Origin of the sequence: Marinococcus luteus (assembly GCF_900106595.1) — a bacterium.
GTDB lineage: Bacteria > Bacillota > Bacilli > Bacillales > Marinococcaceae > Marinococcus > Marinococcus luteus.
Genome location: NZ_FNNC01000003.1, coordinates 108,799 through 135,504 on the forward strand (window position 1 = coordinate 108,799; position 26,706 = coordinate 135,504).

Here is a 26,706-nt window from a genome sequence, read left to right on the forward strand (position 1 = left end):
TATAAGCACCTGAAAATAAATAAAAAGCCCGGAAGAGTTTTCACTCTCCCGGGCTTTTGTCCCTCCGTGTATACAGGCATTACTGCCCGTACCGCTTTCTCTCGGACCTGACCTTCTTTTTCAAGAAGCGGAACCCTAGAAAGCATTGGCGTTTCCATCTGGCGGAAACCTATATACTGTTTTTGCTGTTGATTTGTAGTCTAAGCAACATTTAATCAGAAAACAACTATTATGTAAGCTTATCTAACATATTAATTTTCAGACTTTTATAAACGGTTTTCCAGAAGGACTGGGAGGTTTTCTGTGAAAAAATATAATTAAGCAGGATAGTCTTGTTCACTGCTAGAATAAGGAACAATAACGGCTGTCCGCAGAGTCTTGTTGATCTATATTGTTTATTTGAACAAAAATATGATTGCCATACGCATGTCTATCACAGGAGGCCTGATAATGGATATTCATGTTTCGCATGTAAATAAATCTTTTGATCGAAAGCTGATCATCAACGACATTACGTTCACAATTCCGTCCGGAGAAATCTGCTGTCTGCTCGGTCCTTCCGGCTCTGGCAAAACAACGCTGATCCGACTGATGATCGGAGCCATCGCTGCGGACCAGGGAACAATTCACTTTGAAAATACTCAAATGCCAAGCATAGAAATGTTAAAAAAGATTGGGTTTATGCCCCAGCACAATGCGCTGTATGACGATCTATCGGCTGAAGCCAATTTGAAATTTTTCGGGGGCCTTCACCGACTCGGCAAACACCGGCTCGAAAGACGTATTGAGGACGTCCTGGAGATGGTGGAATTAACAGAGCACCGAAGCCGCCTGGTCAAAAAATTTTCCAACGGTATGAAGAAGCGCCTGTCGCTTGCGGCTGCGATTTTACACTCTCCCTCTGTATTGTTTTTGGACGAACCAACCGTTGGCATCGATCCTGTTCTGCGCCGTAAGGTTTGGGAGCAATTTCAGGCATTTAAACGTGCAGGCACGACCATTATCGTTTCCACCCATGTGATGGATGAAGTGAATGAATGTGACCGTGCGGCTCTCATTTATAATGGCAGCCTGATTGAATATGATGCCCTGCCAGCCCTGCTTGAAAAAACGGAAAACGGTCGCGTGGAGGAACTATTTTTCATGGCTTCGAGCAAAAAAGAAGGCGATCTAAAGTGATTTATTTAGCCGGACGCGTCATTCGACAGACATTAAATGACAAACGAAGCGTCATGATGATTTTAGTGGCACCGCTGCTGATTTTAACCCTGATTTCTTTCCTGCTCGGTGATTCCGATTACGTACCGGTCGTCGGGATTGTTAAGAACACCGCGCCCAGTTCTCTCATAGCCGCTCTGGAGGAACAGGAGTTGAATACCATTGATGTTACAAATAATGAGGCCCGGCATGCAAAAAGTTATTTAAAAGAGCACAACAAAGTGGACGCCGTTTTGACCCTCTCTCAGGATGCAGGCATGAGCCTCACTTTGTATGAGCCATCGACCAAGAGTACGAAGGCTGCCAGTGAGATTCAATCAGCAATGGCCTCCTTAAATCCCTCCGCTCAAATAAACAGCTCCTACGTTTATGGCTCGCAGAACCAGTCAACCTTTGATTCCCTCGGGTATGTGTTTCTTGCCTTGTTCGCATTTTTCCTGGTGTTTATCATTTCAGGGATAGCGCTCGTGAAAGAAAGGAGCGGTGGTACACTCGAACGATTATTGATGACGCCGATCAAACGGGCAGAGGTGATTCTTGGCTATACTATAGGCTATGGGGTTTTTGCCGTAGTTCAAGCCATTCTGATGGTGCTCTATTCCATGTTCGTCCTGCAGCTGGATTCCGCAGGAAACATCGGCTGGGTTCTACTCACAATGGTTTTATTGGCTATGACCGCTGTTTCTTTTGGGGCCACGATCTCTATTTTTGCCAGCTCCGAGTTACAGGTCGTGCAGATGATCCCATTTACAATTATTCCACAAGTGTTTTTTTCAGGACTGATCCCGTTGGACCTGATTCCTTATCACCTCGGTAACCTTTCCTATATTATGCCTATTTATTACGGCGCTGCCTCCATTAAAGGCGTCATGGTTTATGGGCACGGCTTTTTTGACATTTGGGGACACCTGGCGGGTTTAGTTGTCTACGCCTGTTTTTTATACCTGGTCAACACCCAGGCACTGAAAAAATTCAGGAGGCTCTAGTCCTGCAAAGGTGAATTTTAACGAAATATTAGTGCAGTCCGCTCTTCTGCTGTTATCTCCTGTGTATTATGACTCATCTTTTCTTCTTTTTGTTTATTTTTTCCTTTAAAAAGGAAAGCATTTACTATTACTCAACCCAAAGGAGAGATATTGATGGCGGAAGATCCAAAAAGAGCAGAACAGTACGTTGATAAGCTGGACCAGGAAGACAAAGATCAGATCATGCAGAACTTTAATACGTTTAAAAACTATCTGGGCGATCAGGTGAAAAAAGGTGAAAGCATCGGACTCGGGGAAAAAGGACTGGCGAAAGCCACCAAACGCGTCGCCGATCATCTGGCCAAGCATGAAGAACCGCGCAACCGGGAAGAAAAAGTGCTGAATGAACTCTGGCAGAATGCCGAAAAAGACGAAAAAGATGCCATCTCCAAAGCCCTCGTCCGCATGGTGGATCAAACGAACAGAGACGTAAACGAAGAATAAAAAAATCCCGTTTTCAGCATAAGCTGAAAACGGGATTTTCATTGTCAGCCGCCCTGTATGGCGTTGTAAATAAAATAAGCAATCACAAGTACAATGGCCACCGGCAGGATAAATTTAAAAAAACAGCCGGCCATACGAATAGCCAGAAAAACGAATACGACGAGCAGCAGAATACCTATAATAAACTCCATGAATGCAGCCTCCCTTCCAAACACAGCTATATATCAAACACTATTAAATAATTTTCTGCTTTAATACTGCTAACATTTATCATTCCACTGCTGCTGTTTCATAAACATTTCTCAGTATTATTTCGATATTATTACATATTCGCGCACGCAAAAAAGCCCTCGTACAAGGGCTTTTTATCTGCTTCTATGCGGCTTTTGGCGTCTGCTGTTCTTTAGGTTTACGTCCGACTTTTTCTTTCACAATTGGAACAAATCGGTCGAGGCCGATTTTGCCGGCATTACCTTTTCCAGCCAGGATGAGGATCGCGAGAATGAGCATGATTGGATTAGTCGATACTGTACCCGCCAGCAGAAATGCCATGTTCATCGTACCGCCGAAGAAAGCGGCAGTGGTTGTAAACAAGCCAACAATTAAGCCGGCCCCTACCAGTACTTCACCCCACATGACGAGAAAGCCAAACAGTCCGGCATTTGGAATAGCGACATTTTCCAGGAAGGCAGTGTACCAGGGATAAGCTGCCGCTGTACCCCCGCCCTGCATGACCGGTTCAGCGACCGCCCCCTCCAGGAATCCGCCAGGATTAAAGCCCTCTGTTATTTTACCAAGTCCCGAAGTGAGCCACGTCCAGCCTAAGTACAAGCGTGCTGCCAGAAACAGTACCATTGCAATCGTCGATTCCTTGAAAAAACGAATAATCATTATGAAGCCTCCCCTTTTTGTGAATTCATTCACATATTTCTTATCTTCAATATATCATATTTTATGTTATTGTGAATGATTTCACATTAATAGACACAAAGTGTTCATATATGAAAGATGCTAAAGGAGATGCTTCAAAAATAAGAAAAAAACTGCATTTATAACGTGTCAGAAATCGTATTTGCTGATGTGTTGCTGGAGCGAATACGTAAGAATTGCAGGAACAGGCGATAAAAGCAGCAAAAAGAGCCTGGAGGTCACCAGCTGTCCAGACTCTTTCTTTATTAGCATACCTGCAGGTTTGCTTTTATATGCACGATAAGCAACATTTTCGCGAAGTTCTTTTGGATCGTGCTATAGTTTGTTGGCAGAAGGAGGGCTTAAGCAATGAACGAAAAATATACCCCACTATTTCAACCATTAACATTACCAAATGGAATTACCTTGAGAAACCGCTTTGTATTAGCGCCATTAACCCACGTGTCCTCCAACGAGGATGGCACCATTTCCGACCGTGAGCTTCCTTACATTGAAAAACGCTCGGAGGACGTTGGCCTTGCTATTACGGCGGCAAGCAACGTAACAGCATTAGGGAAAGCATTCCCCGGACAGCCGTCCATTGCCAGAGACTCAGATATCGAAGGCCTGCGTCAGCAAGCCTCCGTCATGAAAAAGAACGGCGCAAAAGCCGTCGCTCAGATTCATCACGGCGGAGCCCAGTCTTTGCCACAATTGACTCCCGAAGGCGATGTGGCAGCGCCAAGTGAAATCGAACTGGCGAGCTTTGGCGAGCCGCAAAAGCACCAGGCGCGCCCGATCACAAAAGAAGAGATCGAAGAAACGATTCAGGCCTTCGGCGAAGCGACGAGACGTGCAGCCCAGGCAGGCTTTGACGGCGTGGAAATTCACGGTGCCAACCACTATCTTATTCAACAGTTTGTGTCCCCGTATTATAATCGCCGGGATGATGAATGGGCTGATCCATTTAAGTTCCCACTGGCCGTTGTTGATGAGGTAACCGCCTCAGCCAGAAAACACGGTGGCGACGATTTCATTGTGGGCTACCGCTTCTCCCCGGAAGAAGCCGAATCCCCGGGGATTACGATGGAGTTAACGAAGGAATTGATTGATCAGTTAGCCGGGCACCCGCTGGATTATTTCCATGTGTCCCTGATGGATATTCATTCCGAAACCCGGGAAGGCCTGTATTACGGACAGAAACGGATTCAATTGATCCATGATTGGATTGACGGGCGTGCTCCGTTAGTCGGTATCGGATCCATTTTCACGGCAGATGATGCCCTGAGCGCCCTGGAGACTGGCACGGAATTGGTCTGTCTCGGACGGGAATTGCTGCTCGATCATCAGTTCGTACGCAAAATTCAAGAGGGCCGTGAGAAGGAGATCAATGCCACCTTTGATCCTGAAGAGCCAACGAAGTACCATCTTCCAGAGCCGCTATGGCAGCAGCTCTACAACGGATTTTATCCGCTGCCTAGAAATGACGGCTGATACCCTTTAATAGACATGTGATACAGATTTCTTAAAACCACAATAAAAAACCCACTCCCGAACATGAAATTTTTCGTGTCATGCCGGGGCGGGTTTTCCTATATCCAGCTGCTTTTAAAATCATCAATATACACCCTTATATCTGTAGGCTCTTTCGATGTTACTTTCTGATAATCATGTTTAATTCCCTTTGCAAGTCCAAGCTTTGTGGGAAAGTGAATTCCAATGACAACATTGATAAAATTATCATCTACATTCATTTTTTTCATGAATTCTTTAAATTCTTTTACAGATGGATTAGCATATTCAATATCAATATTCAAAATATCCGTCATAATTTCTGCTACCTCATAAAAATTGAGAGCTTCTCTGCCTGTGATAATATAGCTTGTATTCCGGTGTTTCGCAGGATGCATTAATGCTTCAGCTAATACTTCAGCCAGATCTCTTGTATCAACAAAGCTCGTTTTTCCCTTGCCGGCAGGCACAAAAATGCGCCGCCTTTCTTTAATTTCTTTACACATAAAATCGTTCAAGTTCTGCATAAAATAGCCCGCACGCACAAACGTATAGGGGATAGCTGATTTTTTAATTAATTTCTCCATCTTATAGTGGTGAATAAATGGCATAAACTGCACATCTTTTAATGATAAATAAGAAATATGCTGAATGCCATGCCTCCTGGCCTTTTCTAAAAAGCTGGCAAATTGTAAATTATCTCCTGGCGGGTACATTAAGAATATACGATCCACCTGCCCAAGAGCTTCATCGAACGTATCAGGGTTTGAAAAATCAAGCTTCACAAATTCATAAGCATTACCAAATTCCGCTTTGGCTTTTTCGGGGTTCCGCACAGCACACACAAGGGGAATATTTTTGTCCATAAGCTTTTGAGCAACTTCGTACCCAACCTTTCCTGTAAAACCTGTCACTAAAACCTTCATGACCTTCCCCTCCCTTTAGCCAAGCCATTCTACGCTACTTTGCAATCTTTATTTTAATACCATAAGCCCTTTCAAAAAACCGAAGCCCAAGCACCTTCAGTATTCGGCCAGATCAGGATCTTTTTTTCTTTCTACTGATTCGATGTTCTGAATAATATCGGATACTACATACGATGCAATCGCGGGAGCGGCAGTTACCCCCGGCGAGTCCAGCCCGGCCAGATGAATCAGACGCGGATGCTTCTCCGACGACCGGATATAGAAATCCGGGTCGGTAATGCTCGAGCGGATACCGGCGTAATGGCGCTCTGTGAGTTCATAAGGAATTCCTGTTGCAAGCATGTTGACTTCATTTTTGATCTGATCTATTCCCTCTTTTGTCGGAAGAGCGAAGCGGAAGCTGTTTTGCTTTATATCTGTAGGGCCAAGGCGAATCGTCCCGTCCGGCTGCGGAATAATCAGGATACCCTTCGTTCGGCTCGTTGGCGGCGGATAGATAATATGATTAATAAATCCTGAAGCCTGTTTTCCGAGCACTAAATATTCTCCGCGCCTCGGCACCGGCTCAAACGGCACGCTATCCTCGATCATACCGGCAATAAATCCAGCAGCTGCGCCCGCAGCGTTGATTACAAATCTGCTTTGAAAAACTTTCCCATCTGTTGTTTCCACTTCAAATCCCGTTTCCGATTTCCGCAAATCCACGATTTCGGTGTTCAAATAAATTTCCGCACCGTTGCTGCGGGCATTGGAGGCAAGCCGGTCTGTAAGAACAGCAGTATCTGCACTCATGGCTTCCGGCATAAACAGACCGCCTTTGAGCTCCGGGTGCAGATTTGGTTCCCGCTCAAGCATCTCTTCCCGGCTTAACATTGTGATCGTGTAAACACCTTCTGCCTCACTCTGCCGCTTCAGCCAGTGTAGTTTCCCAAGTTCCTCATCCGTACGTGCTGTCGCAATCGCTCCGTGTTGAAAAACAGGAACATCAAAGCGTTCTGCTAATATCCGGTGAAGACGGCTTCCGTTTCTGCCAAGTACAGACTTCATTTTCCCTTTAGCAGCCGGCATCATTGCAGGGGGATGTACAAGCGCGCTGTTATGCGTCGACTGGACCCCGGAGAGCGTACGTCCTTTTTCCAAAACTACCGTTCGTCCCCGGTAATGGGAAAGTTCATGCGCAAGCGCCGTACCAACAATACCGCCACCTATAATCAAAAAATCAATCATCTGCCTCACTCCTCTTTTGGAAGCATAATCGCGATGCCGGAAAACAAGTTATATGTTTATTCTATCCGTGACGAAAAACAAATAGCAACTCACATGACTTACTTTAGTGAAAACGCATACAATTCATAAAGATACATACATATCAAAACAACTTTACACTAAGAGCTTTTATACAAATCAGATGCGCCGGTGGCAAAAACTGAAGCCGGAGCCCCCGCCCCGGCTTCAGTCAAATTAATGATGCCTTATTTGTTTTACAGCTCTTCCCCGTTCGTCTGAATCACGTTTTGATACCAGTAGAAGCTGTCTTTTTTGCTTCGCTTGTTGGAACCCTCCCCGTAATCGTCCCGGTCCACGTATACAAAGCCGTAGCGCTTGGACATTTCGGACGTGGAGAAGCTTACAAGGTCAATCGGCCCCCAGGTCGTATAGCCGATCAGCTCCACGCCGTCTCCGATGGCTTCCTTCATCTGTTCGATGTGACTTTTTAAGTATTCAATGCGGTACGGATCATGCACGGAGCCGTCCTCTTCCATCTTGTCGTAGGCTCCGAGGCCGTTTTCCACGATAAACATCGGCGTGTCGTAGCGCTCATACAGCTGGTTCAGCAGCGTCCGGAGGCCGACCGGATCAATCTGCCAGCCCCAGTCGGACGCCTCAAGGTACGGATTCTTCAGCTTGGTCAGCAGGTTGCCTCCTGCCTTCTCCCCTGTCGTTTCTTCACGCGCGGAAACCGCCGACATGTAATAGCTGAACGGCAGAAAGTCGATCGTATTGTTTCGGAGCAGCTCTTCGTCTTCAGGCTCCGTTTTCAGCTGAATGTCGTTTTCTGCAAACACCCGGTTCATATAGCTCGGGTAGCCGCCCTTCGTAAAGACGTCGGTAAAGAAAAGCGTATTGCGCATGTCCTGATGAGCGGCGAGCACGTCCTCGGGATGCGGGCTGTTCGGATAGTTGATCATACCGATCACCATGCAGCCGATACGGGCGTCCGGACTGATTCTCCGGCACGCTTCGATCGCTCTTGCGTTTGCCACGAGCTGATGGTGGGCTGTTTGATACGTTGCCTCAAGCATCCGGCCTTCCGGTACAACGTCCGGAATCAATCCCCCGCCAACGTACGGAGCCATCATTAACGAATTAATTTCGTTAAACGTAATCCAGTACTTCACCTTTCCTTTGTAGCGTTCAAATACGGTTTCGGCATAGCGGGCAAAATGATCCACCGTTTCTCTTCCGTAAAAACCGCCGTATTCCGTCGCCAGGTGCAGAGGAATTTCATAATGGGACAGGGTGACAAGCGGCTCGATGCCGTGCTTATGCATTTCATCAAGCACGTTATCATAAAAAGCCAGTCCCTCTTCGTTCGGCTCTGTCTCTGTACCGGTCGGGAAAATGCGCGCCCAGCCAATCGAGATGCGGAACGTTTTAAAGCCGAGTTCCTTTAAAAGCTCAATGTCTTCCTTGTACGTGTCGTAGAAATCGATACCAAACCGTTTTGGAAATACCCGGTCCTCTTCAGTGTCCAGCACGTGTTCAATATCCTGTCTGCCCGGAAACGGCAGCTTCATTGAGGTCCGGTCTTCCGGCTCAATCAGCTCAATAATGTCTGCGGTGGAAAGTCCTTTTCCCCCTCTGTTGTAGGCCCCTTCAGCCTGGTTGGCGGAGATAGCTCCGCCCCATAGAAATCCTTCTGGAAATGATGGTTGAAATGTCATTGTGTCCACTCCTTCTCTATTTACTGAATGATCGAAAGCATCGTGTCGCCTGGTTCTACGTTTCCGTCATTATCTCCAATCACGTCTAAATAATCGTTCGTGTTGGTGACGATGATCGGCGTGGATAAATCATAGCCTGCTTCGCGGATCGCTTTAATATCAAATTCCGCGAGCAGCTGTCCTCTGGTCACCGTGTCTCCCTGCTGTACATGTGCCTGGAAGTGTTTCCCATCCAATTGTACTGTATCAAGCCCGATATGCATAAGCAGTTCTGCACCCGAATTCATTTTAAGGCCAAAAGCATGCTTACTCGGAAAGACAGTGGTCATTTCCCCATCTGCCGGGGCGTACAGCTTCCCTTCCACTGGAATAACCGCAATGCCTTTCCCCATGGCTCCGGACGAAAATGCAGCATCATTTACTTCTTCAAGCGGAACCACTGCGCCCTTGAGCGGGCTCGCAATCGCCTGATTTTCTTTGGAGACAGTTGATGTCGCCGCTACTTCCCTTGCTGCTTGAGTATCTTTGTTCGTTTCCTCCGGCTGATCCGGTGCTTTTTCTTCAAGCTCATCCTTATAGCCAAACAAGTAGGTCAAAATAGCCGCCAGGAAAAACGCAACGATAATCGATACCACAAACAGTCCAAAGCCTTCTCCAAAGTATACAGGCAGAGCCGCCAGACTTGGCAGCGCCACCGCAAGCGCAGATGCGTTCGCAATACCTGCAATTGCACCGCCGACACCGCCGGCAGCTGCCCCTAAAATAAACGGGCGTTTATAACGAAGCGTTACCCCGTAAATCGCTGGCTCGGTAATGCCAAACAAACCGGAAATCGCAGCTGGGCCAGCGATCGCTTTTACTTTCCGCTGACGCGATTTTAAATAAACACCGAGTGCTGCCCCGGCCTGTGCAAACACAGCCGGCGCAAGCAGCGCAGAAAACGTGTCTTCCCCGTACACGCTTAAGTTGTTGATACCAATCGGAACAAACCCCCAGTGAAGACCGAAAATAACAAATACCTGCCAGAACACACCCATGAACGCACCAGCAATCATTGGACTTGCATCATAAATCGAGGTATATCCGTCAGCAAGCCAGCCACTGATCACTGTGCCAACCGGTCCGAAAACGATTAATGTTAACGGAACCATAATGACTAGAATAAGAAGCGGCGTGAAAAACATCCGGATGCTTGAATGCAGCCATCCATTCAACAGCGCCTGCAGCTTCGACATCACATAAACCGCTAAAATAATTGGAATAACTGATGACGCGTAGTTTCCCATCAGCACCGGAATGCCGAGAAATCCAAAGCTTCCGCCCTGTTCTTCCCCAAACGCGATTAAATCCGGGTACAGAAGAGCACCGGCAAGCAGCACAGCCACGTATGGATCGGCTCCGAATTTACGGGCAGACGTAATGGCCAAAAGTACCGGAAGGAAGTAGAACAGACTATCCGAAGCTGCGTTCAGTACCTGGTATGTTCCACTTGTTTCTGTTAATACGCCTGTGGCCAGCAGCACCGCTACCAGTCCTTTTAAAATACCGGCTCCTGCAAGCGCTCCCAATATTGGGGTGAAAATAGCGGAAATAATATCAATCGCCCGGTTAAACAAACTGCCCTCGTTTCCTTTATCTTCTGAAGCTCCCTCATTTGCATCATCATCGCCAAGCTTTGTATCCTTCGCGATAGCTTTGTAGACGTCGGACACTTCATTCCCGATGACGACTTGAAACTGTCCTCCGCTTTCCACCACCTGAATAACTCCTTCAAGTGCCTCCACCTGTTCCTTGTCTGCCTGGCTCCGGTCTTTTAGCCGGAAGCGAAGCCTTGTGGCGCAGTGAACGAGCGACTGTACGTTTTCTTCACCGCCGACTCCGGCCACGACGCTTCTGCCAAGCTCCTGGTAATCTTTTTTCATGTCTGCACCCCTTCTTTCATTAGTATTTTAGGCAAAGAAAAAACCTAAACTGAACAGATGACAGAAGACAAAAAGCCCCTTCCATACTCTGCTCAGCTTAGGTTTTGCCTGCTTCATCAGTAACAACCCTACTCTGAGTGATTTTTATTTAGTTGATGCCGGGATGCCACCCGGTGAATATGAACCGTTAAATAAATCAGTTCGTCGTTGGAAACGCTCCATTCACACTTGTTTTCAACGTATTTTTTAATTTTCTCGCTGCACAGAAAAGCTTCTTTATACTGCTTTTTCACCTGCTGATATAAAAAATCATCATCAGCATCGTACTGCAGCCGCTCCTTCCGGACGAGCCGCCAGGCAAAAAAGCGCAGATGTGTTAAAAAGCGTTCATAGTTCAGCGTGTCTTCATCAAGCTCCATTTGAAAATGGTATTTCACGATGTTGAGCATATCGTTTACGATGCCTACTGTTTCTACAACCTCTTCCAGGCCTTCCCCGGACATTTGACTATTCACAAGGTGCAGCGTAATCGAAGCTGCTTCATGCTCATCAAGCCGGTGCCCGGTTTCTGCTTCAATAATGTTCAGTGCTTTTAAGGCGACAGCAAATTCTTTACGGTAATACTTCCTGATTTCCCAGGCCAGCGTATTCTGCAGCGACATGCCCTGTTCATAGCGGCGGATGGCAAAGCTCAAATGATCTGTCAATGCTACATATAAGTAATCATCAAGCTTCACGCCGAGCTCCTCTTTAGCCAGGGAAATAATCTGCTCTGCAATCGCCAGGTAGGTTTCAGGTACATCTGCGAGAAGCTCTGCCAGTTGGTCGGAGACATTTTCGTTTTCAAGCACAAACGTCTTCTCCACCTGCTCATGATCAACTGCTTCGCCTACCTTCCGCTGAAAAGCAAGTCCTTTTCCCATTACTACCATTTCTTTTCCGTGGCGATTTTCCGTCAGTACTACGTTGTTATTGAAGACTTTTTTTATCTGCATATCTCCTCGCCCTTTGCCTGAATAGTCCAATAAAAAAACCTAAACTTACACACCATTCTACCACGAACGGCGCGAAGTTTAGGTTTTGCCTGCTTCCTCAGTAACAATCCTAATTTTATGGAATATTTTTTTGTAAACGTTTTCTATATATTTATTTTTATCACAGGCAGAAGACGGGGTCAATACTTATTTCCTAAATAATAACCAGGACTTTAGATTTTCGTCGCTGCTTCCCGCATTGTTCCTTCCTTCTGCATCTGTACGTGCCAGGAAAGAGCTTCTTCCAGCAGATGCGGCGTCTGGCCGCCGGAGTCCTCACAGGCACGCTGGAAATAACTCCACAGCTTCTCCTGATAAAGCGGATGCGCGCAATGCTGAATAACTTCTGCAGTTCTCTCCCGCGGGGCAAGTCCCCTGAGATCAGCATAGCCCTGCTCTGTGACGAGAATATCGACGTCGTGCTCCGTATGATCCACATGGGAAACAAACGGCATCACGCTTGAAATATCGCCGTTTTTGGCAATTGATTTAGTAACGAAAATGGCTGTACGGGCGTTGCGGGCGAAGTCACCGGAGCCACCAATGCCGTTCATCATATTCGTGCCATTTACGTGAGTGGAGTTAACGTTACCGTATATGTCCGCTTCGAGGGCGGTATTAATGGACACCAGGCCGAGGCGCCGGATGATTTCCGGGTGATTGGACAACTCCTTTTATACAGCCGTTTGCTGCCTCGAAAGATTCTGTTTTCGCATTCGCTTCATCCTCTGCTTCTATCCTGCAATTATTTTTTAACGAGCCGCATGCCCGCTTCTTTTTCAAGCACGAGATCAAAGCCTGCTTTGCCCTTCTTCAAAACTGCCTGTTTCCAGCTTTCCTCGGGCGGGTCGAATAATTGATGAAATTCCTTCTGAAGTTCACGGGCGTCTGCTTCTTTTTTTGCTCCATACCAGTAGTACTGGTTTTCATGCACAACAATATCGAGCGCTCTCATCTGGTCAGGCAGCCGGTTGCCGATCGTACCAAACTCAAGCAGGCAGGAGAATATATACTTATCCGGATGCCTCCGGCTGTAGACGTCCTTCACGTATTCCGCATCCTCGCCTTTAATTTCCATCACGTCCGTTTTTTGCACATCGTTTACCTCGGGATGCCCGAACTGCTTTTGAAGCTCCTTTTCCTTGCGCGGGTCTGAATGCGGCACCTGCAGCCACAGCTGTTCCGCAGGACCAAGCCCTGTATGAATATCAATATGGACGACCGCTTCATACTCCTTTACCCATTCATCCATGCGTGACAGGAGCTTTTCCACGGGCTCTTCATAAGCTGCACCGCCGTAAAAAATACCGGTTGGGTACTGGTACTGTCCCATCGTGGCTGCTTTTTCCAGCCCGTATACGCCGCGCTTGAATACCTTTGCCCCGAGAGCGCCCAGCAGGTCCCTCCGCTGTTTTTTCCAGCTTTTCACCGGTCCCTCCGGCACAAAGTGCTTCTTTTCTTTTTCAAAACGCTCGTTCAGTGAAGCAGGCACACTGCTCCAGTCTTTAATAAAATTACGGTTCAAGTCCACGTTGTTTTCACTCACCCGCCGCCGGTTTTTCATTCCCCATGGATTTACGGCATGCACGAGGCGTATCCCGGTCGTATTCGGATTCAGCTGCGTCAGATACTCATCGATAAACAGCTGCAGAAGCGCCGATCCGGCGTATCCTTCAATGCCATGCACGCCAGTGGTGACTACAATCAGTGTGTTTGAATGATATTTGGCGTCCGCTGCAATGATATCGGTCGTGTTATTGTTTTCCGGTTTTCCAACAGCATACTGGGTCAGCGAGGCCTCCGGCCAGACCGCCGCCACGTCTGTACTTCTCTTCCGGAAAGCCCTTCTTGCTTCTTCATATGTCGGTAAAAAATATTGATCGGATGGTTTCATTTTGCTGCCTCCCTCCTCAAAATTGGTCTTAAGCTCATTATTCCTCGCCAATTCGGGTACAAACCTATTAGTGTCAAAAGAACCTATAAAAAAGGATGATAACTATGCAGCTGCCCTCTTCTTTAGTACAACTCGCCAACGAACGCATTGAACCATTCGACTGTGAAGGGTTTCTGCCGGGCGCCGGGCCGGCGGACGCCAAGATCATGTTTGTCGGAGAAGCTCCAGGCGAAACCGAAATTTATAACGGCATCCCCTTCAGCGGCAGAGCAGGAGTCATTTTTGACTCGTATCTCGAAGACTTGAACATCAAACGGGACGATATTTATGTTACGAGCGCCGTGCGCAGCCGTCCATTCAAATGGGGCCAGACCAGAGCCGGGGTGCGCCGGAAATACAACCGGACCCCGAACCAGAAAGAAATTCAGGCCCATGCGCCTGTTTTGGATTATGAAATTTCCCAGGTACAGCCACAGTGGCTTGTGCCTATGGGTAAAATCGCCTATCAGCGGTTGCTCGGGAAAAGCCCCAGACTCGGCGATGTTACCGGCAGAGTACAGACGTCTCCAGTGCAGCAGTGGGATGAAGAAGCCGCCTCATACGTCTGGACGAAGAAAAATTACAATATTTTTCCGATCTATCATCCGGCCGCGATTCTGTATAACCGGAGCCTTGAACAGACGATGAAAGACTACCTGAATACGCTCGCCGCCCACGCGCTTCATACCTAAAAAAGCTCCGGAGCACAGATATTCGCCTGTGCTCCGGAGCTTTTTATTAGTATACTTCGTACGTCTGGCCGGTCTGCCGGCCTTCGACGCTTTTCTGATATGCAAGGGCAACTTTAGCCCCCGGTACGGGATCAAAGCCGCGGAAAAAGCCGCCAAGCTTTCCTACCGATTCGGTCAACAGGTTCGGACTGATATTGTTAATACGAATCCCCCTTGGCAGTTCAATAGCCGCAGAGGTGACGAAGCCTTTCACGGCACCGTTTGCCATCGCAGCGGACGTTCCCTGAGGAATAGGATCATCCATCATGACGCCGGACGTAAGCGTGAAGCTGCCGCCGTCATTTACATATGGAATGCCTAGCAGCACCAGGTTGATCTGGCCCTTCATTTTACTGTTGATGGCCGTCTGGTTCTTTTCCGGAGTCAGCTCGGTGAGCGGGGCAAAGCCGGCGCTCCCGGAGGCTGCAATAACCGCATCCACACGGCCGATTTTCTCGTACATTTGGCGGATGCTGTTTTCGTCCATCATATCCACCTGCACGTCCCGGCCGTTTCGTCCGGCACAAAGAATGTCGTGCTCGTCCTTTAAGCGTTCATACACTGCACTTCCGATCGTCCCTGAAGCTCCAACTAACAATATGCGCATGAAAATCTTCCTTTCTATTTCCAAAATTCTCTACGCTTTATTGTTCCACTTTTTTCCGGCTTACAAACACTGATGCGTTAAGTTATGACCATTGCAGAGACTGAAGCTCCCATGCATCAACATGAAAAACTGCCGGCTTTTCCGCTGAAAATTGGAGCTCCCCTTCTTCCTGCTCCGGAAACAGGCGGGAGGTCGAGACATATTCCCCGTCATTTACAAACACTTCTGCAGAAGAACGGTCAAACAGAAAGCGAATCGAACGCACACCGGTGACCCGGCCCGTCCGGCGCACCGGGTCACCGGTCACCAGATCCGGCCGTTCAAAGGTAAGCGTCTGTGCCCCGGCGTCATAGGAAATATGAAAATAACGGCGCCAGGAGACGGTCCAGCTTTTATCCTCCTCCACCTCCAGGTGAACCTCTGCCACTGCAGCTTTCCATGAGTGCCACACCACCGTCTTATCATCCACAGCGACGACCGCGGATGCGTGCTCCCCCCGCAGCTGCCGGTATTCTTCAATAGGCTGTTGGTACAGATGTCCGTTTTGCATCGTCAGCTCCCGAGGAACCGTGAGACAGTGAACCCAGCCGTCGGCAATCGTCGGATGCGCCTGCTCCTGCTGGTCCGGCACTCCCATCCAGCCAATCAGCAGGCGTCGTCCCTGGTCATCCAGAAACGTCTGCGGGGCGTAAAATTCAAAACCCAGGTCCATTTCATGGAAGCTTCCGTGGGAAAACGTGCCTGTTTCCGGGGAAAATTCGCCGGTAAAAATACCGCTCTGATACTGGTTCTGATACTGGTATACTTCTGCTTCAAGCCCCTGCGGAGATATGAGCAGCACCCGGGAGCCTCCCAGCTCAAAAAAGTCCGGGCATTCCCACATGTAGCCAAAAGAAGCAGCCAGAGTAACATCCTTTCCGGCAAGCGGGCCGAGAAATTCCCATTCCCACAGATCCAGCGATCGGTACAGCAGCACCTGTCCTTCCAGATCGCGGCGCTGGGCCCCGATGACAAGCCACCACTGGCCCGCCTCAAACCATACTTTTGGATCGCGGACGTGAGCGGTGTATCCTTCCGGCTGGTAAATCACCGGCCCGTGCTTTTCAAACTCCACTCCGTCGCTTGAAACCGCAAGACACTGATAGCTCGTCCGATTCCCGTGTTCATCCTTGACGTTGCCTGTATAAAACAAATACAGAAGGTCCCCATGCACTACTGCACTGCCGGAGTAGCAGCCGTTTTTTTCAAAATCGTGCACAGGTGCGAGTGCCGGGGGCAGAAGCTTCCAATGGATCCAGTCCCGGGTCGCCGCATGTCCCCACCATTTGCTGCCGTGACCGGTATGAAACGGCATCCACTGGTAAAACACATGGTACACTCCCTGCCACTGCACAAGACCATTCGGATCATTCATTAACCCTGCAGGAGGCATCAGGTGAAACTGCTGTCGAAAGGGGCCTGCCGCTTCGACTGTTTGTACTATTTGTTCTGCTTCTTTTCGAAGAGCCTGCTCCTCTTTCATTGCTTCCTCCTTATACAGCTTTTTCTTCACTGTCTTTTTCTGTTTTTGTCTCTTCTTTCTTCGGCTGCTGTTCCTCTTCCTGCCAGCCGAGCAGCCACGCTGCCGTGAAAGCGCCGCCGACAGCGACCAGTAAGCCGATGGCGTAGTTCACCGGATCGTTTGCGATCGCAAACATCGGCAGGCCGGTCACCCCGATGCCATTTGCTGTGACATTGGTAATTGTCACGTAAGCGCCGCCAAGAGCACCGCCAATTGCAGCTCCGATAAACGGACGGCGGTAGCGGAGATTGACCCCGAAAATGACCGGCTCCGTGATACCGAGAAAAGCTGCAAAGGCCGAAGGCCCGGCGATTTCTTTCATTTTTTTGCTCTTCGTTTTCACCCAAACGGCAAGCCCTGCTCCGCCCTGAGCCACGTTGGCCATCGCCCAAATAGGGAGCAGGTAGTTAAAGCCGACCTGGCCGAGAATTTCCGCCTCAATCGCGTGAAAGCTGTGGTGCACCCCGGTTAAAACAATCAGCGAATACAGGCCGCCAAACACGAGACCCGCAAAACCGGCACCGGAATCATATAAAAACGACAGCGATGTGGTTACACCTTCACCGAGCAGACGGCCGAGTGGGCCGACAACCATCAGTGCGATAAATCCAGTCGACATAATTGTTAAGAAAGGAGTTACGAGCAAATCAACCATATTAGGAACAAACTTACGGAACAGCTTTTCGAGCCAGCACATCACATACACTGTCAGCAGTACTGGGATAACCGTCCCCTGATAGCCGAGCAGTTCAATATTCATGCCGGCAAAGTTGAGCATTTCCGGCTCGACGCCGCCTTCCTGAAGTCCCCATGGGTTTAAAAGCGTCGGGTGGGTCATAATCCCGCCGACAACAGCTCCTAAGTAGGTGTTTCCGCCGAATTCACGTGCCGCACTGTAACCAATCAAAATCGGGAGAATAATAAAGGCAGCCGAGGAGAACATATCGAGCAGAATATATAGGGAACTGTCTCCGTCCGCCCATCCGAATCGGTTCATGAGATTTAAAAGCCCCATCAGCATACCAGCGGCGACAATCGCCGGGATAATCGGTACAAAAATATTAGAAAGCACTTTCGCAAATCGTGATACCGGATTCATTTTCTTTTTTACAGCTTCATTATGATCCATTTGCTTTTGTTTATGCTCTGCGGACTCGTCATCAAGACCGATTTCCTCTGCAAATGGCTGAAATACCTTATTGACTGTGCCGGTGCCAAAAATAATCTGAAACTGGCCGGAGCTTGAAAAGGCTCCTTTTACGCCTTCCAAATCTTCAATTTCCTGCTTATTGATTTGGCTCTCATCGTCGATAACCAGCCGGAGCCTTGTGGCACAGTGGCTGGCGCTGATAATGTTATCTTTCCCGCCAAGGAGCGGCACCAGTTCTTTTGCTATTTGTTTATGATCCATCAGGAAACTCCCTCCCCTAAAGTATCGGAAGCTGTTTTCAGACATAAAAAAGACCCAAAACGAGAAGGGTAAACGTGTGCCTAGGATACACGTTTCCTGTCCTCATTTTGGGTCTTGCCTGCCCGAAGCAGTAACAACTCCCGATATGTGTAATGTACGAAAAGTATACAAAAAGAAAAGATTCATGTCAACGCTTTCTTTTTAATTTTATGAAATCGACTGATTCGATAAAATACGCTGGATATGAAGCGCAATATAGCCGATTTCCGGCAGAGGAAACGGAAGACCGGCCTCCTGTTTAACGTAATCAGCCAGCTCGTACGCGACAGCATAGGCCTTTTCATATTTCGTCTGAATCAGCTCGAGCATTTCGGGATCCATGTCATCAAACACTTTTCCGTCCTCTGCTCTTGAGAGTGCGAAATTTAAATGAACGACGAGCCGGTGATACGACATACCGCGGTCCGCAAGTTCGAGTCCGGCACGGTCTTCCACAATTTGAATCAGCTCCTGGATCAGTGTAGTTCTGTGCATCGTCTCCTCCATTGATCCGGTCTGCAGCTTCGCCGTATGCAGATGCAGTGCAATATGGCCTGCTTCATCCTCCGGCAGCTCGACGCCCAGATCTTTTTTGATCTTTTGAATGGCCCAGACACCGATGCTGTACTCCTCCTGATAAAGAGCCTTAATCTCATGAAGCAGCTTATTTTCTATGGTAAACCCCTGCTTAATACGTTCGAGTGCAAACGCCAGGTGATCAATGATGGAAATATGAATGTGATCGCTGAGCGGCAGGTGCATTTCCCCTTCCGCGTAGCTGATAATTTCTTCCCCGGTTTCTATAACCTCGATCGGAAGGGTCTTCAAAAGCTGCTCAAATTTTGGTGTCTCTTCCTCCATGCTGAATATCTTTTCTATTTTCTTTTGGTTAACGGGGTCGTTTTTGCCTTTTTGAAATCCGACTCCCGCTCCAAAAACGATCTTCTCCTGGTCTCCGTGATGGACGACTACAGCATTGTTGTTCAGTACACGCAGGATCTTCATGCACCGGCCCCCCTTTCCTTCGATACTATATCACCCTCCCGCCGATATTTCACGCGGAGAGCAAATACACCTTTCCCGGAAAAGATAACACAAAAAGACGCCGGGCGTATAACCCGGCGGCTTCATGAACGTGCAGATACATATTATTTCAGGCCGTGCTCTTTTTTGTACGCTTTGGAGTACTGATCGGCGGCCTGCATGGCGCTTACAACATCATAAGGTGTCAGCGAAAACGGCATGTTGTGGCTGCTTTCCCCTTCGGTTAAGGCCGCTTCCGCCACTTTCATCAATTCATCCTCCGAGGCGTCTCCAAGATGCAGATCCTCAAGAGTTATTGGCAGCTCCAGACGGTAATAAAGATCCACGTACTTTTCAAATTCTTCTTTCGAGCGGTTCTCAAGCGTCAGCTGGCTCAGGGTGCCAAAGGCTACTTTTTCCCCGTGCGTCATGTGATGGACTTCTCCGTCGAGAACGGTAAATCCATTATGAATCGCATGGGCAAGTGCAAGACCGCCGCTTTCAAATCCAAGCCCGCTCAGAAGCGTATTTGCTTCCACAATCTGCTCAAGGGCATGGGTGACAATCTGCCTTTTGTTCGATTCATAGGCGAGAAGTCCATACTGAAACAGCGTTTCTTCACATTTTTCCGCGATCGCTGCGCCGGCGATTGTGGAAAGGCCGCCGGACATGGCGTTCGCGTTCGCCTGAATAGCCATGCGCGCTTCCACCCATGTAGCCATTGCATCCGCTATACCAGAAGCGAGAAAACGAGGCGGAGCGCCGGCGATGATTTTGGAATCCATTACGATCAGATCCGGATTTTTCGAGTAAAAACGGTATGATTCAAACACGCCTTCGTCCGAATAAATAACGGAAAGAGCGCTCGTCGGTGCGTCTGTTGAAGCCGTCGTCGGAACGATGACGCAGTACGCATCCGGAATCTGGTCACGGACCCCTTTTGCTGTATCGAGCGTCTTGCCGCCTCCTACAGCCACAATCATTTCCGCTCCAGCCGATCTGGCTTCTTCGATAATCCGGTTAATTTCCCTGGTCGAGGCTTCGCCGTTAAAAGTGATGTTTACAGCGTCGATGCTCTGCTGCTTGAGGCTGTCGACCACTCTGTTGCCGGCCAGGTTCCAAACAAATTCGTCTGCAATCACAATTGCTTTACTGCCCATTTCTTTAACATAGGTTCCTACTTCGTCAACAACGTCAACACCCTGCACATATTTACTCGGACTGATAAATACTTTGTTTCCCATTCTCATTCCTCCAGCTTCAATTTTCTATCTTTTAATCTTATTCCCTTATGTAAGATTTTTACTCATCAATAAACAAGAACTTATGTTCGCATAAAGGTTGTCATTTTTTACAGAAGATGCCTTTTGTACATATAACCTAAAGGAGGAATCCACATTGACCGCAACCTTTCATCAGCAAAAGCTCATCGAGCACTTTTTAGACTCTTCTGATCATCAATACTTTTGGGAACATGGATATACTGATAAGCTCGATGAAGCCTTCCGCACCTTTTTTCTCGATGTGAAAAAGCGGGTCTTCATGCAGAAAACAATTTACTGGACAGCGGTGCACTATGATAAGCGGGAGAGAAAGCACAGGGACCGGTTTCCACTTGCTGTGGATACTGAGGAAGAAGCGTCCCGGGCATCACTTCCGGCGGTTGCTTTTACAGAACAGGCCCGTAGCTTTTCCCGCAGGCTCGCCGGACATATTGAAGACCCCGGGCTTTATGACATTATTCAACAGCGGCCGGAAAAGGAACAAGCTGTATTATATGCCTTGTTTGTTGAAGGATCCACAACAGCGGAGACAGCCCGGACGATGAACGTTTCCCAGCAGGCTGTTTCTAAAATCAAAAAAAAATCCCTGCGCATTTTAAAAACACATTTGGAAAACTGCCGGACATCCATTGATAAGTAATTTATGTTTTTTCTTGTCTTACTTTACAGGAATTCCTTGAAAACAGTGTCGGACCGTCTCTGAAAAATGTATAATAGATGCAACCTTAATTGAAGGAGGATACATATGGGAAATTGGTTAACAGCTGATACATGGTTTTATAACCTTGTAGGATCTCTCAGTGACGTCATCTGGAGTTATTTGTTAATCGCACTCTTACTTATCTTAGGCATTTATTTCACCATCCGTACCGGCTTTGTGCAGTTCCGGATGCTCAAAGAAATGTTTGTGCTGTTATTCAAGGAAGGAACCGACCGTTCCGGGTTTAAAGACAGAAAAGGCACGAGCGCCTTTCAGGCATTTGCAATCAGTACCGCGGCCCGTGTCGGTACCGGGAACCTCGCCGGGGTAGCCCTTGCCATCAGTGCCGGCGGACCTGGTGCAATTTTCTGGATGTGGGTCATCGCTCTTATCGGCGCCGCTACCGGATTTGTGGAAAGTACGCTTGCACAGATGTATAAAGTAAAGGATAAAGACGGCTTCCGCGGCGGGCCGGCCTATTACATGGAGCAGGCACTGAACGCCCGCTGGCTCGGAATTATCTTCGCTGTTTTGATTACGCTTTGTTTTGGCTTTATTTTCAACGGCGTACAGACCAACACGATCGCCCAGGCGTTCAACGGTGCTTATAATATTCCAACAGTTTACGTCGGGCTTGCCATTATGCTTTTGATTGGTGTCATTATTTATGGCGGTATCCGGCGTATCGCTGTAGTAGCCGAAATTATCGTTCCAATTTTCGCTTCGCTTTACGTTATTGTAGCCGTTATCATTATGATTATTAACATTGCCGACGTTCCCCAGGTATTCGGGCTGATCTTCAGCCAGGCCTTCGGGATTCGCGAAGTTGCCGGCGGCACAGCCGGGGGCGCTCTTATGCTCGGCATCCAGCGCGGTCTCTTTTCCAACGAGGCCGGTATGGGTAGTGCGCCGAACGCAGCAGCCACGGCTTATGTCAGCCACCCGGTCAAACAGGGGCTCGTTCAGTCTCTTGGTGTTCTGACGGATACGCTTATTATATGCAGTGCGACGGCGTTCATCATTCTGCTTTCCGGCACGTACGCCGATGCCGGGGCAAACATTGAAGGTATTCAGCTCACCCAGCAGGCACTCGCTTTCCACCTGGGCGGCTGGGCACAGACATTCGTTTCTCTTGCGATTTTCTTCTTTGCCTTTAGTTCTCTTCTCGGGAACTATTACTATGGGGAGGTAAACGTGGAATTCATCTCTCCAAAACGCATCTATGTCCAAATCTTCCGTGTATGCTTCCTGCTGTTCGTTCTTCTCGGAGCAGCAAGCGGCCTGGAGCTTGTATGGGCGATGGCAGATCTGTTTATGGGCTTAATGGCGGTCGTTAACCTTATAGCGATTGCACTGCTCGGCCACATAGTTGCTGCTGCACTCAAAAACTATATGGATCAGCGCAGACAGGGGCTCGATCCGGTTTTTTACAATGACAGCATCCCATGGCTGAAAAATTTAAAAGCCTGGGGCAAAAAACGATAACTTCGCTCCATCCGTGCCTGCATCTTTTTAGAAGATGCAGGCTTTTTGTGCACTTTTTTTCTTTGCAGGCCCCTTCTCATGGTACGATGAAAATATAATCACACAATTATCCTCCGTGCCGGGCACGGGTTTTGAAAGGGGTCCCATTATGCCTGACCGTTCCACCGCCATTCAGCCTATCGTTTCCTATTCGCCGGAACAGGGGCTTTACACAGCAGAAGACCAGGTTGCCCTGGAAAAACCGATGACGATTGTCGTAAACGATGAAGAGTTCGCGACGCTTGTATGCACACCCACCCACGTTGAGGAGCTCGTCGTCGGGTTTCTCGCATCCGAAGGAGTCATTTTATTCTACCGGGAGATTGAATCAGTTTCTCTCGACGATGACCTGGGCTTTGCCTATGTTTCCATCAATTCCAACCGGGTTAAGGAAGCTTCTTTTTACTCCAAACGCGTGATTGGTTCCTGTTGCGGAAAAAGCCGCCAGTTTTATTTTCAAAGCGATGTCCAGACAGCGAAAACAGCTGTTACCAAACGTACACTGACACCCGAGCAGTGTCTCGGATTTATGAAGGAAATGCAGGACAACAGCGTCGTGTTTAAAAATACCGGCGGGGTCCATAACGCTGCCATCTGCGATACAGACGGCATCATCGTCGACCGTTCGGACATCGGGCGGCATAATGCCCTCGATAAGCTGTACGGGTATTGTTTGATGAACGGCATACAGGTACGCGATAAAGTACTTGTTTTCAGCGGGCGTTTAAGCTCCGAGGTACTGACAAAAGCGGCCAAAATGGGCATGGGTATTATTTTATCCAAATCTGCCCCGACGAACCTTGCGATCCGTCTTGCAGATGATTTGAACATTACAGCTGTCGGGTTTATCCGCGGCTCCACCTTTAACGTATATGCCCATGCCGAACGAATCAGCGCCGATGTCCCTTCTGCCACAAAATAAGCACCGGCCCTTATGGGTCAGTGCTTATTTTTTAGCTTCTCTAACTTTTTGTACAGGGACTTTTTCCATTCTTCAGAAAGGGAAGCACATTCAAGCGCTTCTTCAACTTCCGTCAGGTCTTCTGAATGGTACGTGATCCGGTTCACACCGGCGACACTTAACGAAGTCGTTCTCGTTTCCAGGCGCAGCGGCTGATGTTTTTCTACGGTGCCCGCCTGGCGCACCCGCAGGTAATAGCCGGAATAGCTTGTTTCCCGAACGTAGAGGGGCAGTTTTTTAATGCCATGACGTTTCGCAATTTTATAGCAGGGCTCCCGGGGCTGGCTGATTTCCACGACTGCTTCCCCCCACCGGAAAATATCGCCGATCATCACATCCTCCTCCACGCCGTTCTGCACCGTAATATTTTCCCCAAATCCTCCGTGCGGCAGTGCTTCCTCGAGCGTTCTGCTCCAATACGCGTAATGCTCCCACGGATATACACAAACCGCTTTCTCCAGGCCTCCGTGGCTCTTTTTGTCTGCCTGCTCGTCTCCTTCCAGGCCCGTTTCCGATAAATACAGGGACTCTTCGGAGCGCTTTGTTTTATTAATAGCCGAAAATACCGGCTTTTCTTTTTCGGCTGATATGTCTTCGGGTTTTCCCGTAAACCAATCCATTACGCGGATGTTCATATGCTTCCCCCTTCTCGTAAAGTATATTTAAATTCTTTCTTAACTAGTATTTAAGACTGCCGGTTTAAAGATGTTTTCCCCAGCATTTTGCCAAGCAGCGTGTCCCCGTAAACCGTAGCAATAATCGCCACAAAGACGAGCACAATGCCAAAAGTCTGCCAGAGCGTAAAGGAATCACCAAAAACAGCTACGCCGATTACGATCGCCACCACCGGCTCGATGATCGAAAGGATGGAAGCCCTTGAAGATTCCACATGGGTGAGGCCCGCGGTGTATGCTACGTACGCTATCGTTGTAGCCGCCACCGCAAGCCCGATGCCGTTCCACCATACCCCGGGCTCCGTAAAAGCTTCCGTCTTTTCCCACAGACGGCTCGCAGGCAGTAAAAACAGGCCGCCGAGGATCATGGAATAGGTCGTGATCGTAAGCGGATGATACCGGCCGCTTAAAAACTTTCCAAAAATACTGTAGAGCGCGTAAAAGAAACCAGAAGCAATTCCGAACAGAACAGCCGCTGCAGCGATACTGTCCGATCCAAGTGGAACCAGCCCGACGGCGTACATGCACCCGGTAATCATAATCACAAGCGCCGCTATTTTCCCTGCCGTCAGCGTTTCCTTAAAAACAAACTTGGCAATAACAGCCACGAACAGCGGCCCCGTGTAAAGCATCACTACTGCGAGAGAGATGCCGGATACCTCCATCACGGAGAAAAAGAAAAAATTAAAAAAAGCAATGCTGATAATACCAGTGCCGACAAACAGCGGCAGATCCTGCCAGCGGATGCGCAGCAGGCTTCTCTCCACGATACTTAAAAACAGGGTAATGATAACCGCTGAAAAAATCAGCCGGATGCCTACAACTTCCCACGGCGTGAATCCATATGTATACAGGTTTTGTACAAACAGCCCCGTTGTGCCCCACAATGCCGCCCCTGCCAGGACGAGCAGATAAGCTAACCGTGCCGGCATGGCCCTCTCTCCTTTGTATGTTTCATTGCATTATTTATATGACTAAGCTTATCATATCCCGCTTCCCCGCTGACAAAATCTGCATAAAAAAGGCTTTCCATCCTGGAAAGCCTTCAATATCTATACTTCTTTGTTACGGCCGGCGCCCATGCCGGCACCCACCTGCAGAACCGAAACAATCATTAAAATAAGCAGCGCAGGCATCCATGTTTCCCAGGCATCAAAGGAAGCTCCTACCAGAATCGGTCCGAGCGCAGCCATAAAATAACCCACCGACTGGGCCATTCCGGATAAATCCGCTGCCCGCTGCGGAGTCGAAGCACGGATGCTCAACAAAGCCAGTGCGAGGCTGATGCTTCCGCCCTGCGCGAGGCCGATAAACAGTACTGCGACTGTGAGCATAAACGGCGATGTATTTGTCATAAGCAGCCCCAGGCCAAGCACCGCAACCACACCGATTACGGCAATAATGCCCTGTTGGTTACGGAACCTGCCGGCAAGAATCGGCGTTAAAAATGTAGCCGGAAGACTTGCGATCTGCATAAGGGCCACAAGCCAGCCCGCGGCTGCAAGCGGCATGTTTCCAAGATTATTTAAAATATCCGGCAGCCAGGTGATGGTCACGTAAAAACCGATGGACTGCAGGCCCATAAACAATGTTACCTGCCAGGCAAGCGGTGACTTCCAAATTGATCCTTCAGACTTGCTCCGCTCCACCGCTCTCACGCGGCCCGGCATCTGCAGCTGCCTGTTTTTCAGCACAAACCCCCAGCACAGCACCGCTGCTATCGCGGGGACGACCCAGAACAGGAGCGACCACTGCCACCCCAGCCCGGCGCTGGACGCAAGCGGCACCGAAACCCCTGACCCGACCGCGGCCATTAATACCATCGTAGTCGTGTAAATACTAGTCATTACACCGATATTGTGTGGAAATGACTCTTTAATGACGCCGGGAAGGAGCACATTGAGCATCGCAATGCCCGCTCCTACAAGCAGACTCCCGGCAAACAAAAATACAGCCTCAGGCACGTAGCGCATGACAATACCCGCAATGAGTACGATAACACCAACCATCAAAGCCCGCTGGTGCCCAATTTTTGATCCGATTTTTGGCGCCACCGGCGAAACTGCCGCAAATGTCAGCAGCGACAGCGTCGTAATCAAACCAGCCGTTCCTCTTGTCAGGGAAATATCTTCCCGGATTAACGGTATTAACGGTCCGACGCTTGTTAACGCCGGCCGGAGATTGACCGCGAGCATAATGATTCCAGCAAACAGCAGGGCAAGCTGTGCTGTTGATAGATGCTGTCCCCGTTGCTGCAGCCTTTCTCCTGTCTGTTTATTCTGCATGCTTCTCTCTCCTACAAACGCTTTTCATATTGGTTTACT

24 protein-coding genes, 1 pseudogene and 1 riboswitch are annotated in these 26,706 nt (G+C 48.7%); of the genes and pseudogenes, 8 read left to right on the forward strand and 17 right to left on the reverse strand.

The genetic code is table 11. The features are described from left to right. Positions 1 to 43: 43 nt before the first annotated feature. Positions 44 to 150: riboswitch (guanidine-I (ykkC/yxkD leader) on the reverse strand. Between the two features lie 300 nt (positions 151 to 450). The 3 genes from BLV22_RS08035 to BLV22_RS08045 all read left to right on the forward strand — a co-directional run bounded on the left by BLV22_RS08035 (position 451) and on the right by BLV22_RS08045 (position 2,687). Then, entirely contained in the window at positions 451 to 1,179 is a 729-nt protein-coding gene (locus BLV22_RS08035; RefSeq protein ID WP_091613685.1) for an ABC transporter ATP-binding protein, read from the forward strand. Then, a complete protein-coding gene (locus tag BLV22_RS08040; protein ID WP_091613688.1) occupies positions 1,176 to 2,204 on the forward strand; it encodes an ABC transporter permease in 1,029 nt (342 codons plus the stop codon). Before BLV22_RS08035 ends, BLV22_RS08040 begins: the two co-directional genes overlap by 4 nt. Before the next feature lie 153 nt (positions 2,205 to 2,357). Then, entirely contained in the window at positions 2,358 to 2,687 is a 330-nt protein-coding gene (locus BLV22_RS08045; protein ID WP_091613691.1) for a DUF3243 family protein, read from the forward strand. A gap of 44 nt (positions 2,688 to 2,731) precedes the next feature. Here the strand turns inward: BLV22_RS08045 and BLV22_RS15035 are convergent, their stop codons facing one another. Both BLV22_RS15035 and BLV22_RS08050 read right to left on the reverse strand, forming a co-directional pair. Then, positions 2,732 to 2,878 (reverse strand): hypothetical protein, encoded by a 147-nt coding sequence (locus BLV22_RS15035; RefSeq protein WP_176967714.1) that lies wholly within the window; start codon positions 2,876 to 2,878, stop codon positions 2,732 to 2,734. A gap of 184 nt (positions 2,879 to 3,062) precedes the next feature. Next, entirely contained in the window at positions 3,063 to 3,578 is a 516-nt protein-coding gene (locus tag BLV22_RS08050) for a DoxX family protein (RefSeq protein ID WP_091613693.1), read from the reverse strand. Between the two features lie 387 nt (positions 3,579 to 3,965). Here BLV22_RS08050 and BLV22_RS08055 point away from each other — a divergent pair, with 387 nt between their 5' ends. Further along, a complete protein-coding gene (locus tag BLV22_RS08055) occupies positions 3,966 to 5,090 on the forward strand; it encodes an NADH-dependent flavin oxidoreductase (protein ID WP_091613696.1) in 1,125 nt (374 codons plus the stop codon). 98 nt (positions 5,091 to 5,188) lie between these two features. Here the strand turns inward: BLV22_RS08055 and BLV22_RS08060 are convergent, their stop codons facing one another. From BLV22_RS08060 to BLV22_RS08090, 7 genes and pseudogenes are all read right to left on the reverse strand, one after another. After that, positions 5,189 to 6,034 (reverse strand): SDR family oxidoreductase, encoded by an 846-nt coding sequence (locus BLV22_RS08060; protein ID WP_091613699.1) that lies wholly within the window; start codon positions 6,032 to 6,034, stop codon positions 5,189 to 5,191. A 96-nt stretch (positions 6,035 to 6,130) separates the two neighbouring features. Continuing rightward, positions 6,131 to 7,261 carry an NAD(P)/FAD-dependent oxidoreductase gene (locus BLV22_RS08065; protein WP_091613702.1) on the reverse strand — a complete coding sequence of 377 codons (1,131 nt, stop codon included), beginning with the start codon at positions 7,259 to 7,261 and terminating at the stop codon, positions 6,131 to 6,133. A 254-nt stretch (positions 7,262 to 7,515) separates the two neighbouring features. Next, complete coding sequence (locus BLV22_RS08070; protein WP_091613705.1) at positions 7,516 to 8,979, reverse strand: glycoside hydrolase family 1 protein; 1,464 nt, start codon at positions 8,977 to 8,979, stop codon at positions 7,516 to 7,518. 20 nt (positions 8,980 to 8,999) lie between these two features. Further along, positions 9,000 to 10,901, reverse strand: coding sequence for a beta-glucoside-specific PTS transporter subunit IIABC (locus BLV22_RS08075; RefSeq protein ID WP_091613707.1), 1,902 nt, complete (start codon positions 10,899 to 10,901; stop codon positions 9,000 to 9,002). A gap of 128 nt (positions 10,902 to 11,029) precedes the next feature. Continuing rightward, the gene (gene licT / locus BLV22_RS08080; protein WP_091613709.1) at positions 11,030 to 11,896 is read right to left on the reverse strand and encodes a BglG family transcription antiterminator LicT; all 867 of its coding nucleotides are present in this window, start codon (positions 11,894 to 11,896) and stop codon (positions 11,030 to 11,032) included. Between the two features lie 212 nt (positions 11,897 to 12,108). Next, positions 12,109 to 12,609 (reverse strand): annotated as a pseudogene (locus BLV22_RS08085) (acetyl-CoA hydrolase/transferase C-terminal domain-containing protein); the annotation flags it as partial. Between the two features lie 71 nt (positions 12,610 to 12,680). Then, positions 12,681 to 13,829 carry a M14 family metallopeptidase gene (locus tag BLV22_RS08090; RefSeq protein ID WP_091613715.1) on the reverse strand — a complete coding sequence of 383 codons (1,149 nt, stop codon included), beginning with the start codon at positions 13,827 to 13,829 and terminating at the stop codon, positions 12,681 to 12,683. Positions 13,830 to 13,933: 104 nt separating this feature from the next. Here BLV22_RS08090 and BLV22_RS08095 point away from each other — a divergent pair, with 104 nt between their 5' ends. Beyond that, positions 13,934 to 14,560 (forward strand): uracil-DNA glycosylase, encoded by a 627-nt coding sequence (locus BLV22_RS08095; RefSeq protein ID WP_091613717.1) that lies wholly within the window; start codon positions 13,934 to 13,936, stop codon positions 14,558 to 14,560. Between the two features lie 46 nt (positions 14,561 to 14,606). On the opposite strand, the gene BLV22_RS08100 is transcribed toward BLV22_RS08095, so the two are convergent. The 5 genes from BLV22_RS08100 to BLV22_RS08120 all read right to left on the reverse strand — a co-directional run bounded on the left by BLV22_RS08100 (position 14,607) and on the right by BLV22_RS08120 (position 20,484). Next, a complete protein-coding gene (locus tag BLV22_RS08100) occupies positions 14,607 to 15,206 on the reverse strand; it encodes a short chain dehydrogenase (protein ID WP_091613720.1) in 600 nt (199 codons plus the stop codon). An 82-nt stretch (positions 15,207 to 15,288) separates the two neighbouring features. Next, positions 15,289 to 16,728, reverse strand: a complete 1,440-nt coding sequence (locus tag BLV22_RS08105) for a glycoside hydrolase family 32 protein (protein ID WP_091613722.1) — start codon at positions 16,726 to 16,728, stop codon at positions 15,289 to 15,291. A 10-nt stretch (positions 16,729 to 16,738) separates the two neighbouring features. Continuing rightward, the gene (locus BLV22_RS08110; protein ID WP_091613725.1) at positions 16,739 to 18,178 is read right to left on the reverse strand and encodes a sucrose-specific PTS transporter subunit IIBC; all 1,440 of its coding nucleotides are present in this window, start codon (positions 18,176 to 18,178) and stop codon (positions 16,739 to 16,741) included. A gap of 207 nt (positions 18,179 to 18,385) precedes the next feature. Beyond that, positions 18,386 to 19,222 (reverse strand): PRD domain-containing protein, encoded by an 837-nt coding sequence (locus BLV22_RS08115; protein ID WP_091613727.1) that lies wholly within the window; start codon positions 19,220 to 19,222, stop codon positions 18,386 to 18,388. 143 nt (positions 19,223 to 19,365) lie between these two features. Continuing rightward, a complete protein-coding gene (locus BLV22_RS08120) occupies positions 19,366 to 20,484 on the reverse strand; it encodes a glycerol dehydrogenase (RefSeq protein WP_091613728.1) in 1,119 nt (372 codons plus the stop codon). Between the two features lie 154 nt (positions 20,485 to 20,638). Here BLV22_RS08120 and BLV22_RS08125 point away from each other — a divergent pair, with 154 nt between their 5' ends. From BLV22_RS08125 to fdhD, 3 genes are all read left to right on the forward strand, one after another. Next, entirely contained in the window at positions 20,639 to 21,163 is a 525-nt protein-coding gene (locus tag BLV22_RS08125) for a sigma-70 family RNA polymerase sigma factor (protein ID WP_091613731.1), read from the forward strand. A 105-nt stretch (positions 21,164 to 21,268) separates the two neighbouring features. Then, a complete protein-coding gene (locus BLV22_RS08130; RefSeq protein WP_091613733.1) occupies positions 21,269 to 22,708 on the forward strand; it encodes an alanine/glycine:cation symporter family protein in 1,440 nt (479 codons plus the stop codon). A gap of 148 nt (positions 22,709 to 22,856) precedes the next feature. Beyond that, positions 22,857 to 23,669, forward strand: coding sequence for a formate dehydrogenase accessory sulfurtransferase FdhD (gene fdhD / locus BLV22_RS08135; protein WP_091613736.1), 813 nt, complete (start codon positions 22,857 to 22,859; stop codon positions 23,667 to 23,669). 17 nt (positions 23,670 to 23,686) lie between these two features. Here fdhD and BLV22_RS08140 read toward each other — a convergent pair whose 3' ends face one another. The 3 genes from BLV22_RS08140 to BLV22_RS08150 all read right to left on the reverse strand — a co-directional run bounded on the left by BLV22_RS08140 (position 23,687) and on the right by BLV22_RS08150 (position 26,667). After that, positions 23,687 to 24,343, reverse strand: coding sequence for an MOSC domain-containing protein (locus tag BLV22_RS08140; protein ID WP_091613738.1), 657 nt, complete (start codon positions 24,341 to 24,343; stop codon positions 23,687 to 23,689). Between the two features lie 50 nt (positions 24,344 to 24,393). Further along, entirely contained in the window at positions 24,394 to 25,314 is a 921-nt protein-coding gene (locus BLV22_RS08145) for a DMT family transporter (protein WP_091613740.1), read from the reverse strand. A 120-nt stretch (positions 25,315 to 25,434) separates the two neighbouring features. Continuing rightward, the gene (locus BLV22_RS08150; protein WP_091613742.1) at positions 25,435 to 26,667 is read right to left on the reverse strand and encodes a CynX/NimT family MFS transporter; all 1,233 of its coding nucleotides are present in this window, start codon (positions 26,665 to 26,667) and stop codon (positions 25,435 to 25,437) included. Positions 26,668 to 26,706: the final 39 nt, after the last annotated feature.